The sequence below is a fragment of the Nocardioides psychrotolerans genome, assembly GCF_943371775.1.
GTDB lineage: Bacteria > Actinomycetota > Actinomycetes > Propionibacteriales > Nocardioidaceae > Nocardioides > Nocardioides psychrotolerans_A.
In genome coordinates this window covers 1-13387 of record NZ_CALRWD010000022.1, presented here as the reverse complement: position 1 = coordinate 13387, position 13387 = coordinate 1, and the positions used below count along the sequence as shown (strand labels likewise).

Genomic DNA, 13387 nt, shown 5'->3' with positions numbered 1-13387 from the left:
GGCGGCCTCGGGCCGACCGCTCGCGGGCGGACTACTAGGGTCGGGGGCGTGGCGAGCGACGAGACGACCTGGGACGGCTCGACCTTCCGCACCTCGGTGCAGTCAGCCCTCGACGACTTCCTCGACGTCCAGGCCGGGCGGCTCACCCCGCTCGGTCCCGACGCGGAGCGGCTGATCACCGAGGCCCGTCGCGCGGTCTCCGGCGGCAAGCGTTTCCGGGCGTCCTTCTGCTACTGGGGCTACCGCGCCTTCCAGCCCGAGGTCGAGGACGAGGCGGCCCTGGCGCGGGCCTGCGCCGCGCTGGAGATGCTGCACGCGAGCGCCCTGGTCCACGACGACTTCATGGACGCCTCCGACACCCGCCGCGGCCGGCCCGCGACCCACCGCGCCTTTGAGGCCGAGCACCGCGCCGACGGCTGGCGCGGTGACGCGGAGCAGTACGGCGCCGCGGCCGCCATCCTCCTGGGCGACCTGCTGCTGAGCTGGTCCGAGGAGCTCCTGCGCCGCTGCGGCCTGCCCGCGGAGCGGATCTCCCCCGCGCTCGAGGTCTTCGACGCATGCCGCTCGGAGGTGATCGCCGGGCAGTTCCTCGACGTGTCCGTGCAGGCCCGTGGCCGCGCCGACGTCGAGACCGCGATGACCGTGCTGCGCTACAAGTCGGCCAAGTACTCCATCGAGCGCCCCCTCCACATCGGCGCCGCCCTCGCCGGCGCCGACGCCGGCGCGCTGGCGCGGCTCTCGTCGTTCGGCCTGCCGCTCGGAGAGGCCTTCCAGCTGCGCGACGACCTGCTCGGCGTCTACGGCGACCCCGCGACCACCGGCAAGCCCGCCGGCGACGACCTCGTCGAGGGCAAGCGCACCGTGCTCGTCGCCCTCGCGCTCGACGCCGCCGGCGACCTCGAGGCCGCCCTGCTCGACCGCTCTCTCGGCACCCGGCTCAGCCCGGCCGAGGTGGAGCGGCTGCGCTCGATCATCGACGCCAGCGGCGCCCACGCCCAGGTCGAGGAGGTCATCGCCGAGCTGGCGCGCCTCGCCGTGGCCGGCCTCGACCAGGCCGGCGTCGACGACCACGCCGCCATCGTGCTGCGCCAGCTCGCGTCCGCCGCGACGCAGCGCGTCGTCTGACGGCCCGTGAGCGATGAGGTCGTGTGCCTCACACCGCTGCGCAGCGCGCCCGCCGGCACACGACCGACCACGTCGGCCCCCACCCCCACGCCCAGCTAGTCGAGCTCGGGCAGGTCCAGGTCCAGGTCGGGTCCGGCGCCGCTCAGCAGGACGCTGAAGGCGGCCGCAGCGGTGCGACCGGTCCGGCGGCGCAGGATGTCCACCACCAGGGCGAAGGTCGGCTCGTCGGTCGTCGCGAAAGCCCCCCAGCCCTCCCAGACGAGCACGGTGTCGTCCGCGAGGTCGTCGAGGCAGTCGGCCAGCGCGTCGAGGTTGCGGCCGTAGTGCCCCGGGAAGCCGAGCGCCTCACCGAGCCCGTCGAGCACCTCCGCCTTGGTCTCCCTCGTCCAGCCGTCGAGGTGCGCCCAGCGCCAGCCGGCCCGCTCGACCCTCGGCCGCAGCCCCCCGACGTCGTACGACGGGTGGAGGCGGTGGACGCCGGGCGCGAGGAGGCCGTCGAGCAGGGCCTCGAGCCCGCTCACCGGTCGTCCAGGAGCACCCGGTCGAAGGAGGCGTAGTGGTCGTCGGTGAAGTAGAGCTCGTCGACGTCGCCGGCCACGATCCGCAGCGCTCCGCGGTTGCGCGAGCAGTCGTCGATCACGGTGAACTCCGCGTAGTAGCCGCGCTCGCGCTCGGGCAGGACCCCCTCGTAGTTGCCGAACGTCGAGCCGTCCTTGGCGCACACGAACGGCCCGCCCTGCTCGATGTCCTCGACCACGTCCTGTGCCACCTCGGGCAGGTCCTCGAGCTCGACCCACGCCAGGCCGCTCTCGGGGTCGACGTCGCCCGACTCCGGCTCACCGCCGGGCGAGGACGACGAGGACGACGAGGACGACGAGGACGAGCCCGAGACCGCCGGCGGCGAGGACGGGCCCGGAGCCTCCTCGGTGTCGTCGAGGAAGAAGAACACGAGCGCGACGACGACCGTGAGGACGACCGTCCCGATCGTGCGCAGGGTGGTGCGGCTGAGGGTCACGGAGAGGTCAGGGGTGCGTCAGAAGGCCATGGCCTGGGCGCGGCGCTTGACCTCGGTGCCGCGGTTCTCGCGCAGCGCGTCGATCGGGCGCCCCGGCAGGTCCTGGTCGAGGAAGAGCCAGGCGATGATCTCGCGGTCGTCGTACTTGTTGTCGTGCATCATCGTCAGCAGCCCGGGCAGTCCCTTGACCGGGAAGCCGTCATGGATGAACGCGGCCGGCACCTGCTGGCCCTGGCCGGGCGCAGGGACGGCGGCGGCCAGCTCGTGGTCGCGGATCATCGTGCGGACCTTGGCGACGGTCACGTCGAGCAGGGCGGCGGTCTCGGCCCAGTCGAGCCAGTCGGGGACCAGCGCCGCGAGGTCGTGGTCGGCCAGTCGGGGTTCACTCATGCCCCCATGGTTCCACCCCGGGGTGCGGGGCCGAAATGGGCGCGCCCGCGCCACGCCGGAGCGGTGTGAGCGCGCCCCGGCAGCGTCGCGACCGTAGGATCAGAGCCCCGGATCCTTCCCCGTCCGGCCGCAGGAGGGTCGCTGTGAGCTCAGATCGGCACGTCCCCTCCTCGACCGACCCCATGACCGGTCGTCTCCTCGACGGCCGCTACCTCATGGGATCGCGGATCGCGCGCGGCGGCATGGCGAGTGTCTACGAGGCCACCGACACCCGCCTCCAGCGCACCGTCGCGGTCAAGATCATGCACCCGGGGATGGGCGACGACGAGGAGTTCGCGGCCCGCTTCGTGCGCGAGGCCAGGGCCGCCGCCCGGCTCTCGCACCCCAACGTGGTCGCCGTCTACGACCAGGGCGCCGACGACGGCACCGTCTTCCTGGCGATGGAGCTGGTGCCCGGCCACACCCTGCGCGACACCATCGCCAAGGAGAGCCCGATGTCGCCGGCCAAGGCGCTCGCGCTGCTGGAGCCGGTGCTCTCCGCGCTCGCCGCGGCGCACCGTGCCGGTCTGGTGCACCGCGACGTCAAGCCCGAGAACGTCCTGATCGCCGACGACGGGCGCATCAAGGTCGCCGACTTCGGCCTCGCCAAGGCCGTCAGCGCCGACACCCAGCACACCGCCACCTCGGGCGTGCTCATCGGCACCGTGTCCTACCTCGCCCCCGAGCTGGTCGTGGCCGGGTCCGCCGACGCACGCGCCGACGTCTACGCCGCCGGGGTGGTCCTCTACGAGCTGCTCACCGGCGTGAAGCCCCACGAGGGCGAGACCCCGATCCAGGTCGCCTACAAGCACGTCCACCACGACGTGCCACCACCCTCGGCGCTCGTGCCCGATCTGCCGCCGTACGTCGACGCGCTGGTCGCCCGCGCCACCTCCCGCGAGCCGGGCCTGCGCCCGGCCGACGCGTCGGTGCTGCTCCACCAGGTCCACCGCGTCAGCAACGCACTGTCCCACGGTGTGCGCGACGACGCCGAGCTCACCGCCGACCTGTCGCCGCTGATGCTGGCGCGCGTCTGGGAGGACGAGGACGCCGCAGCGCAGGGGCACGGCGACACCGCCCCGGAGATGTGGGACGAGGCCGAGATGACCGCGCTCATGGAACGCGCCGGCCCCGAGCACACCGTCACCTACCCCGCCGCCAAGCCGCCGCCGCTCGGCCCCCCGGCCGGGGCTCCCCGCACTCCGCGACCGACGCCGCCACGCGACCAGCGCCCCCAGCGCCCCCAGCGGCCCGCCCGACCGCGCCGCTCCAAGCGGGGCCCGATCCTGCTCGTGCTCGCCCTGGTGCTGGCGCTGGCCGGCGGTGCGGGCGCCTACTGGTTCGGCTGGGCGCGCTACACCACCACGCCCGGCGTGATCGGCATGGCGCAGGCCGCGGCCGAGACCAGGTTGGACTCCGCGGGCCTGGCCTACGACTACGCCGACCCCACCTACTCCGAGACCGTCGCCGCCGGCCAGGTCATCGAGACCGACCCGAGCGCCGGCTCCCGGATCCTCGAGGACGGCACGGTCACGATCACGCTCAGCCTCGGCAAGGAGCGCTACGACGTCCCGAAGATGAAGGGGCTGACCGAGGACGAGGCGCAGGACGCGCTGCTGGAGGTCAAGCTCGCCTACGACGAGACGGTCCTGAAGTTCTCCGAGACCGCGCCGAAGGGCACGGTGCTGCGCAGCATCCCCGCCTCCGGCACGACGCTGCGTCCCGGCGCCTCGGTCGACCTCGTCGTCAGCAAGGGGCGTCAGCCGATCAAGGTCGGCAGCTGGATCGGCGACGACATCGACGACGTGCGCGCGGCGCTCGAGAAGCGGGGTCTGGTCGCCAACGTGACCTCCGAGGAGTTCGACGACAAGGTGCCCGAGGGAGGCGTCATCTCCCAGGACCCCCGTCGCGGCACGCTCTTCCGCGGTGACGCCGTCAGCTTCGTCGTGTCCAAGGGACCCGAGCTGGTCGAGGTCCCCCAGGTGCGGGCCTCCCCCGTGCAGTCGGCGGTCGACGAGCTCGAGGCGCTGGGCTTCAAGGTCGACATCGTGCGCGGCAGCAGCTACATCGGGCTGGAGTTCGTCTTCAGCTCCGACCCGTCCGCAGGCGAGATGATCCCCAAGGGCAGCACCATCACCCTCAACCTCGTGTGACAATTTCGCCCATGCTCATGGGGAGATGGCGGCTGCGTGCTGCCCGGTGGGGACTCGTCCTCGCTCTGGTCACGGCCGCGCTGACGGGCGCGCTCGGGACCGGCGCCGTCGTGCCCTCCGCCGAGAGCCGCGCCGGCACCGCTCCCCGGGCCGCGTGGACCTCGTCGTCCTTCTTCGTCGAGACCAACACGATCGTGCGCGGCTCGGTCGCCGTGCCACGCACCCGCGGCCGTGACGCCCTGCTCCGCGTGACGCTCACCAACGCGCGTCTCACCGCCATCCCCCCGGGGTGTCGCCCCAGCGCGCTCGTCCAGCGCTACTCGTTCATCTCCGCCGACGGCCGCCAGCTGACCTGCCGGGTCAGCCCGCAGACGCGCCGGCGCACGGTGGGCTTCGCAGCCGCGGTCGACGGTGGCGTCGGCGAGCGGGTCGGGGCGAGCGTGTCGGTCGACGGCCGTCGTACGACGCTCCCCGCGAAGCGCGTCGCCTTCGGCAACGCGCGTCCCGAGGTCAGCTTCCGCTTCCTCTCCAGCCCGGACTTCCTCAACGCCGACGTCGGGGACCTGGCCCAGGGCCCGGGCTTCTGGAAGCCCGGGCGTCGCGGCGCGACCGCCAACTCGACCAACCCCGCCTACGAGCAGGCGCTCGACACGATCCTCGACGACTGGCAGTCGCTCGGCGCCGACCAGGTGCTGGTCGCGGGCGACCTCGTCGAGGGCTGGTGGGGCACCCGCCAGGACCGGTCGGGCAACTTCGGCGCCGGCGACACCGAGGCCCAGCGCCGCGCGTCCCTGCGCCGAGCAGCCGCGACCTACTACCCGCAGTGGGTCGAGCGCTTCGCCCGCCGCGGCATGCTCGCCCACCTCGCGATGGGCGACCACGAGTTCGGCGACAACGACTGGGGGCCCGACAAGCGCCGCCTCGCGCCGCTCTTCGAGCGCGAGTTCGCCGCGCGCTTCACCCGGCTGGCCGACGGCACCCCCCGCTACCGCGACCGTCCCCGGGGGTCGCGGCACGAGCTCACGGCCTATGCCTGGCGCCCGCGCCCCGAGGTGCAGATGGTGACGCTCAACGTCTTCGACATCACCGACGAGCGCGCCCGGATCCGCCTCGACCTCAAGCAGCTGCGCTGGCTCGAGCGGGTGCTGCGCGACGCCCGCCGCGACGGCGTGCAGTGGATCGTGGCCCAAGGCCACACCCCGATCATCGGGCCCGTGCGGCAGCGGGGCTCGAGCGGGCTGATGTACGAAGGCGGCCGCAGCTCCGAGCTCTGGCAGCTCTTCAAGAACTACGGCGTCGACCTCTACCTCTCCGGCGAGGTCCACGACGTGACCGCCCTCCACCGCGACGGCGTCCTCCAGCTCTCCCACGGCGGGCTCTTCGCCTTCGGCCTCACCAACTACCTCGTCGCCGACGTCTACCAGGACCGGATGCGGCTCACCCTGCGCGACTACGACATCCACTCCACCGACGCGCCCAGCGGCCGACGGCTCTGGGAGTCCCGCCCCGTCGGCATGCCGGCGCGGTTGCGCGTCTCCCCCACGCCGTTCACCATCGGCACCGCCGTCCTCGACGGCCGCGGGCACCTGCTCGAGCGCAGCGGCATCATGCGGCCGTGGCAGGTGCGCGACTGAGGCTGGTGGTGCTGCCCGCTGCGGCCCCCACCGCCCTCAGCAACCCCGTCCCGACCCGCCCACCTCCCGTCGGAGCAGGCAGGTCCGGGCGATAGCGTCAGCGCCATGCGCAACCCGATCGGCACCCACGTCCTGGTCGGCAAGGGCCTCGTCGACGGTGCCCTGGCGAGCGCCGACGAGCTCGGCGCGGAGACGATCCAGGTGTTCGTCGGCAACCCCCGTGGCTGGGCCCTCTCGCCCGGCAAGCCGGCGGAGGACGCGCGCTTCCGCGAGGAGACCGCCCGTCGTGGGATGCGGACCTTCATCCACACTCCCTACCTGGTCAACCTCGGCTCCCCCACGCCTGCGACCTACGCCAGCTCGGTCGCCCTGGTCGCGCACAACCTGCGCCGGGCGGCCGAGATCGGCGCCGAGGGCGTGGTCGTGCACACCGGCTCCTACGTCGATCCCGGCGGTAGCCCCGCGGAGCAGTCGGCACGGCACCGTGCCGCGATGGCGCAGGTCCGTGAGGGACTGCTGCCGATCCTCGACACCATCGCCGACGAGGGCGCGCCCTGGCTGCTGCTCGAGCCGACCGCGGGCCAGGGCCGGTCGCTGTGCGCCGGCGTGGAGGACCTCACCGGCTACCTCGACGCGCTCGACCACCACCCCAAGGCCGGGATCTGCCTCGACACCTGCCACGTCTTCGCGGCCGGAGCACCCCTCGACGAGCCCGGCGGAGCGAGCGCCACCCTCGACCGGATCGTCGAGATCGGCGGCGCCGGCCGGCTCCGGCTGGTGCACGCCAACGACTCGATGGACGTGCGCGGTGCCTTCAAGGACCGCCACCAGCGCATCGGCGAGGGCCACATCGGCACCGGCGCCTTCGAGGAGCTCCTCGCCCATCCCGCGACCGAGGGCGTGCCGTTCGTCCTGGAGACCCCCGGGTCACGCGACGTCGGCAACGCCGACATCCCGCTCCTCAAGGAGCTCCGCGAGCGCACGCCGGCGCGTCGGTGACGACCACCCGTCGTACGACGCTGCTCGCCACGCTCGCCCTCCTGGCGATGACGGCGTGCTGGGGGTCGACGTTCTTCCTCATCAAGGACCTGCTCGACCGGGTGCCGACGCTGGACTTCCTCGCGGTGCGCTTCTCGATCGCCAGCGCCGTGATGCTCCTCGTCGCGCCCCGTGCGCTGTCGCGGCTCTCGGCGGAGTCACGGCGGCACGCGATCGTGCTCGGCGTGCTCTACGGCGTCGCGCAGATCCTGCAGACGGCCGGCCTGGCGCACACGGCGGCGAGCGTGTCCGGCTTCATCACCGGGATGTACGTCGTGGCGACGCCGCTGTTCGCGGCCGTCCTGCTGAGGACACGCATCACCGCCCTCACCTGGGGTGCCGTCGCGCTCGCGACGGCCGGCCTCGGGGTGCTGACGCTCAACGGCTTCTCCATCGGCTACGGCGAGGCGATCACGCTGGTGGCGGCGATGCTCTACGCGCTGCACATCGTCGGCCTGGGGGCCTGGTCCGCGCCCGGACAGGCGCTCGGCATGTCGATCGTGCAGCTGATGGTCATCGCCGTCGTGTGCCTCGTCGCGACCGCACCGGACGGGATCGTGCTGCCGAGCGAGACCCGCGACTGGCTCTCGGTCGTCTACATGGCGGTCTTCGCCGGCGCCGCCGCCCTGGTCGGGCAGACCTGGGCACAGTCGATCCTGCCGCCGACCCGCAGCGCGATCATCATGAGCATGGAGCCGGTCTTCGCGGCGTTCTTCGCGGTGCTGCTGGGTGGGGAGTCGATGACGATGCGGATGGTCCTCGGCGGGGTGATGGTGCTCGGCGCGATGCTCGTCGTCGAGGCCGGTCCCCGGCGCAAGATCGAGGGCGAGGTGCAGCATCTCGCGGTGTGAACGACGTCGCCGCGCGGTGCAGCGGTGAGGCTAGAGTCGTCGACGTGACGCCGTCGTACTTCTTTGGACACCTGCCGGGCTTGCCCGTGCGGGCCGTCTAGACGCGCCGCACACCACCAACGCCCCGGCCAACGACCGGGGCGTTTCTGCGTGCCGGACCGGGGTCGGGCACGCATCCAGAGAGAAGGAACACCATGGTCGTCGTCATGTCACCGGACGCCACCGACGAGGACGTCGCGCACGTCGTCGAGAAGGTCGAGGCCGTCGGAGGGGAGGCCTTCGTCTCCAAGGGCGTGGTCCGGACCATCATCGGCCTGGTCGGCGACCTCGAGTCGTTCCACCACCTCAACCTGCGCACCCTGCGCGGCGTCGCCGACGTGCACCGGATCAGCGACCCCTACAAGCTCGTCAGCCGCCAGCACCACGCCGGCCGCTCGACGGTCTGGGTCGGACAGCCCGGCGCCCAGGTGCCGATCGGCCCCGACACCTTCACCTTCATGGCCGGCCCGTGCGCGGTCGAGACGCCCGAGCAGACGCTCGAGGCGGCGCAGATGGCCAAGGCCGCCGGTGCCACGATCCTGCGGGGCGGGGCCTACAAGCCCCGCACCTCGCCGTACGCCTTCCAGGGACTGGGGGTCGCCGGCCTCGAGATCCTCGCCGACGTGCGGGCCGCGACCGGCCTGCCGATCGTCACCGAGGTCGTGGACGCCCGCGACGTCCCGGTCGTCGCCGAGCACGCCGACATGCTCCAGATCGGCACCCGCAACATGGCCAACTTCGGCCTGCTCCAGGCTGCGGGTGACTCCGGCAAGCCGGTGCTGCTCAAGCGCGGCATGACCGCCACCATCGAGGAGTGGCTGATGGCGGCTGAGTACATCGCGCAGCGCGGCAACCTCGACGTGGTCCTCTGCGAGCGCGGCATCCGCACCTTCGAGCCCGCGACGCGCAACACCCTCGACATCTCGGCGGTGCCGGTGGTGCAGGCCACCAGCCACCTGCCGATCATCGTGGACCCCTCCCACGCGGCCGGCCGCAAGGACCTCGTGGTGCCGCTCTCGCGGGCCGCGATCGCCGTCGGTGCCGACGGGATCATCGTCGACGTGCACCCCGAGCCCGAGGTCGCGCTGTGCGACGGGCCGCAGGCGCTCCTGGGCAACGACCTGCGCGACCTCGCCACCGCGGTGCGCAAGCTGCCGCCGGTCGTCGGTCGGGTCGACGCCGGCGAGCGGATCCGAAGGGTCTGAGTCCCCCGAGGACCTCGACGGACCGCAAGGAGGGGCCGAGTCGGCGCGATGTTGCACCCGTCGCGACAACATCGCGCCGACTCGGCGTGGGGGTGGGGCGCGTCGGCAGCTCGGCCGGCCGGGGAGTCCCGCGCCCCCGGACCGCCCCTGCCTCGGCCGACCCGCCGCTAGGGTGACGGTCGTGGAGACGTGTGCCCAGTGCGGCCACCAGCTGGGGCTGGGTCGCTTCTGCGTCAACTGCGGCCTGCCCGTGGACCGGTCGTGGGGCACCGACACCGCCGAGCGTCCGGCGGTGCTCGACCCCGCTCCGCTCGACCCCACGGCGCTCGACCCGACGGGGCCCACCGTCAGCGCGCCCCGGACCCCGCCTCCGGTGCTGGAGCCGCTGCAGCAGCCGCGCTTCCCGCTCTATGCCGACCAGGTCGGTCACCCGGGCCCGCTCCCCAGCGGCCCTCCCCCGCTGCTGCCCCCGCCGGGCGGGCACCACCGCGAGCCGCGACCACGACCCGCCTGGCTGCCGTGGGCCCTCGCCGCCCTGGCCCTGCTGCTGACCGCCGGGCTGGGCGGGATCCTGCTGCTCACCGGCGGCGACGACGAGACCGCTCGCGAGCCGGCTGCGGTGGGATCCGCGTCGAGCACCCCGCCCCCCAGCGACGCGACCAGCCCGACGCCCGCCCCCACGCCCACCCCGAGCCCGAGCCCGACCTCCACGCCTAGCCCGAGCGAGACTCCGACCGACCCCGTCCCGCCGGAGAACCTCGCCCGCTTCGCGACGGCGACCGTGCCCGGCACCGCGCCGCCCAACGTGGACGTCGACGGCAACGAGGTCCGTTACGAGTCGCGCAACATGCTCGACGACGTGCGCACGACATGCTGGCGCACCCCTGGCGACGCGTCCGGCCAGACGATCACGCTCACCCTCGACGGCCCCACCACGCTGAGCCGGGTGGGGCTGGTCAACGGCTACGCGAAGACCTCGGAGGCCGGCTCCGGCCGCCTCAACTGGTATCGCGGCAACCGCCGCATCCTCGCCGTCGAGTGGACCTTCGACGACGGCACGACCGTGTCGCAGTCGCTGGTCGAGACCCGCACCATGCAGACCATCGACCTCGAGCCGGTGGTGACGAGCACCGTCACGCTGCGCCTCGTCAGCGTCAGCTCCCCGGGAGCCGGCCGCTCGGCACGCGACTACACCGCGATCAGCGACCTGGCGCTCGTGGGATCACCCGTCGGCTGACCGCCTGCGTCGGGCTCAGACCAGCCGGGCGAGCACCCCGGCGGCGGCCTCGGCGTCGGCACGGGTGACACCGAGGTGGGTCACGAGGCGCACCGTGGTGGGGCCCACGGTGGCGACGCGGACGCCGGCGTCGGCGGCTCGGGCGACGAAGTCGGGCGCATCCGGACGGGGTACGACGACGATGTTGGTGTCCACGCCGTCAGGATCGACGCCGCAGGCGGCCGCCAGCAGCCGGGCGTGGGCGTGGTCGTCGGCCAGCCGCTCGACGTGGTGGTCGAGCGCGTGCAGCCCGGCCGCGGCCAGGATGCCCACCTGGCGCATCCCGCCACCCATGCGCTTGCGCCAGATCCGGGCCTCCGCGACCGTGTCGCGGCTGCCGACCAGCAACGAGCCGACCGGCGCACCGAGCCCCTTGGACAGGCACACGGCCATGACGTCGGCGACGGCGCCGTACTCACGAAGCGGCGTGCCGGTCGCGACGTGGGCGTTCCAGATGCGGGCGCCATCCATGTGGATCGAGGCGCCGACGCCGGTGGCGAAGTCGCGCAGGTCGTGCAGGTCGGAGAGCGGCAGGACCGCGCCGCCCGCGAAGTTGTGGGTGTTCTCGACCGAGATCGCGGCCGTGGGCACGAAGAACGGACCCATGTCGGGGGCGAAGAGCGTCTGCACCATCGCCAGGTCGACCTGGCCGCGCGGGTGGTGCCAGGTGCGCATGGTGACGCCGCTGTAGGCACCGTGGGCGCCGAGCTCCGCGCGCGCGATGTGGGCGGCCGACTCGCAGAGGACCTCCTGGCCCGGCGCGACCAGGGAGCGCACGGCGAGCACGTTGGCCATGGACCCGGTCGGCATGAACAGCGCCGCCTCGTGGCCGAAGAGACCCGCGACCCGCTCCTCGAGCAGCGCGACCGTCGGGTCCTCGCCGTAGACGTCGTCGCCGACCTCCGCGCGCGCCATGGCGGCCCGCATCGACTCGGTCGGACGCGTGACGGTGTCGCTGCGGAGGTCGATCATCGCGTCGGCCACGTCAGGACTGGACGGGCTTCTCGCGGCGCAGCATCTCCGCGACCAGGAAAGCCAGCTCGAGCGACTGGACCCGGTTGAGGCGCGGGTCGCACACCGACTCGTAGCGGTTGCCGAGGTCCATCTCGAGCAGCTCCTCGCTGCCCCCGACGCACTCGGTGACGTCGTCGCCGGTGAGCTCGACGTGGACGCCTCCGGGCCATGTGCCCAGCGCGTGGTGGACGTCGAAGAAGCCCTGGACCTCGTCGATCACGGCGTCGAAGGCGCGCGTCTTGTAGCCCGAGCTGGCCTCGAAGGTGTTGCCGTGCATGGGGTCGCACACCCACGCCACGTTGACGCCCTCGGCGGTGATCTTCTCGACCAGGTGCGGCAGGCCGTCGCGGATCTTGCCGGCACCGAAGCGGGTGATGAAGGTCAGACGGCCCGGCTCGTTGTCGGGGTTGAGCTTGGAGGCGAGGGCCAGGGCGTCGTCGGCGCTGGTCGAGGGGCCGAGCTTGACGCCGATCGGGTTGCGGATGTGGCTGAGCAGCTCGACGTGGGCGTTGTCGAGCTGGCGGGTGCGCTCACCGATCCACACGAAGTGGCCCGAGACGTCGTAGGGCTGCTGGGTGCGCGAGTCGATGCGTGTCATCGCGTGCTCGTACTCGAGGACGAGGGCCTCGTGGGAGGAGTGGAAGTCGACGCGGTGGAACTCGTCGGGGTCGGCGCCGATCGCGGAGATGAACGCCATCGCCCGCTCGATCTCGTGGGCGACCTTCTCGTAGCGCTGGCCCGCAGGCGAGTCGCGCACGAAGTCGGTGTTCCACGCGTGGACCTGGCGCAGGTCGGCGTAGCCACCGGTGGTGAAGGCGCGCACCAGGTTGAGGGTCGCGGCGGAGGCGTTGTAGACGTCGAGCAGCCGCGCCGGGTCGTGCACGCGCGACTCGGGGGTGAAGTCGAAGCCGTTGACGGCGTCGCCGCGGTAGGCCGGCAGCGTGACGCCGTCGCGGGTCTCGAGGTCGGAGCTGCGGGGCTTGGCGTACTGGCCGGCCAGCCGGCCGACCTTGACCACCGGGACGGACGCGGCGTAGGTCAGCACGACGGCCATCTGGAGCAGGACGCGCAGCTTGTTGCGCACGTTGTCGGCGGTCACGCCGGACAGGGTCTCGGCGCAGTCACCGCCCTGGAGCAGGAACGCCTCGCCGCGGGCCACGGCGGCCAGCTTGGTCTTGAGGTCGTCGCACTCGCCTGCGAAGACCAGCGGCGGCATCGTGCGGAGCCGGGCGACGGTCTCGTCGACGGCGGCCCGGTCGGCGTACGTCGGTTGCTGGGCCGGCCCGAGGGCGTGCAGGGCGGAGAGGTCGGGGACGTTGCTGCTCACCGCTCAAGCCTACGCGCGCGGGGTCGCCCACCTCGATTCGTCGGCAGCGCGCGGACAGGCTCACGGATGCAACATCGCGCCGACTCGGCCAGCGCTCAGTCCTCGAGGTGCTCGATGTCGCGGAAGCCGGTCTTCTTGGCCCGGACGCCCCGGTTGGTCGCCCAGGTGGCCGCCCACAGCACGACGCCGAGGAGGATCAGGCCGCCGGCGACCTGGTACTGGATCCAGTCGTCGCGGTCGCGGGCCCACGGCCCGACGAAGAACAGGCAGGCCACCGCACC

12 protein-coding genes and 1 pseudogene are annotated in these 13387 nt (G+C 73.0%); 7 read left to right on the top strand and 6 right to left on the bottom strand.

All coding sequences use genetic code 11. The features are described from left to right. Nucleotides 1-48: 48 nt before the first annotated feature. Nucleotides 49-1125, top strand: coding sequence for a polyprenyl synthetase family protein (locus AAG827_RS08510; protein WP_341925487.1), 1077 nt, complete (start codon nucleotides 49-51; stop codon nucleotides 1123-1125). A 95-nt stretch (nucleotides 1126-1220) separates the two neighbouring features. Here the strand turns inward: AAG827_RS08510 and AAG827_RS08505 are convergent, their stop codons facing one another. From AAG827_RS08505 to AAG827_RS08495, 3 genes are read right to left on the bottom strand one after another with little or no spacing between them, the layout of a single operon-like run. Next, nucleotides 1221-1646, bottom strand: a complete 426-nt coding sequence (locus tag AAG827_RS08505) for a barstar family protein (protein WP_341925485.1) — start codon at nucleotides 1644-1646, stop codon at nucleotides 1221-1223. Beyond that, nucleotides 1643-2140, bottom strand: coding sequence for a ribonuclease domain-containing protein (locus AAG827_RS08500; protein ID WP_341925483.1), 498 nt, complete (start codon nucleotides 2138-2140; stop codon nucleotides 1643-1645). Before AAG827_RS08500 ends, AAG827_RS08505 begins: the two co-directional genes overlap by 4 nt. A gap of 18 nt (nucleotides 2141-2158) precedes the next feature. After that, nucleotides 2159-2530, bottom strand: a complete 372-nt coding sequence (locus tag AAG827_RS08495; RefSeq protein WP_341925482.1) for an Rv2175c family DNA-binding protein — start codon at nucleotides 2528-2530, stop codon at nucleotides 2159-2161. A gap of 182 nt (nucleotides 2531-2712) precedes the next feature. Here AAG827_RS08495 and pknB point away from each other — a divergent pair, with 182 nt between their 5' ends. From pknB to AAG827_RS08465, 6 genes are all read left to right on the top strand, one after another. Further along, nucleotides 2713-4722: a Stk1 family PASTA domain-containing Ser/Thr kinase gene (gene pknB, locus AAG827_RS08490; protein WP_341925481.1), complete on the top strand. Its 2010-nt coding sequence runs from the start codon at nucleotides 2713-2715 to the stop codon at nucleotides 4720-4722. 11 nt (nucleotides 4723-4733) lie between these two features. Beyond that, nucleotides 4734-6356, top strand: a complete 1623-nt coding sequence (locus AAG827_RS08485; RefSeq protein WP_341925480.1) for a metallophosphoesterase — start codon at nucleotides 4734-4736, stop codon at nucleotides 6354-6356. Nucleotides 6357-6461: 105 nt separating this feature from the next. Then, nucleotides 6462-7355, top strand: coding sequence for a deoxyribonuclease IV (locus AAG827_RS08480; protein WP_341925479.1), 894 nt, complete (start codon nucleotides 6462-6464; stop codon nucleotides 7353-7355). After that, entirely contained in the window at nucleotides 7352-8245 is an 894-nt protein-coding gene (locus tag AAG827_RS08475; RefSeq protein WP_341925478.1) for a DMT family transporter, read from the top strand. The genes AAG827_RS08480 and AAG827_RS08475 overlap by 4 nt, the downstream gene beginning before the upstream one ends. Nucleotides 8246-8439: 194 nt before the next feature. Beyond that, a complete protein-coding gene (aroF, locus tag AAG827_RS08470; RefSeq protein WP_341925477.1) occupies nucleotides 8440-9489 on the top strand; it encodes a 3-deoxy-7-phosphoheptulonate synthase in 1050 nt (349 codons plus the stop codon). A gap of 181 nt (nucleotides 9490-9670) precedes the next feature. Beyond that, nucleotides 9671-10726, top strand: coding sequence for a hypothetical protein (locus tag AAG827_RS08465; RefSeq protein WP_341925476.1), 1056 nt, complete (start codon nucleotides 9671-9673; stop codon nucleotides 10724-10726). Nucleotides 10727-10741: 15 nt separating this feature from the next. Here the strand turns inward: AAG827_RS08465 and AAG827_RS08460 are convergent, their stop codons facing one another. The 3 genes and pseudogenes from AAG827_RS08460 to AAG827_RS08450 form a co-directional block, all read right to left on the bottom strand. Further along, nucleotides 10742-11749 (bottom strand): GntG family PLP-dependent aldolase, encoded by a 1008-nt coding sequence (locus AAG827_RS08460; protein ID WP_341925475.1) that lies wholly within the window; start codon nucleotides 11747-11749, stop codon nucleotides 10742-10744. A 1-nt stretch (nucleotide 11750) separates the two neighbouring features. Further along, complete coding sequence (locus AAG827_RS08455) at nucleotides 11751-13106, bottom strand: 3-deoxy-7-phosphoheptulonate synthase class II (protein ID WP_341925474.1); 1356 nt, start codon at nucleotides 13104-13106, stop codon at nucleotides 11751-11753. Between the two features lie 95 nt (nucleotides 13107-13201). Further along, nucleotides 13202-13387: pseudogene (locus AAG827_RS08450) on the bottom strand (amino acid permease); the annotation flags it as partial.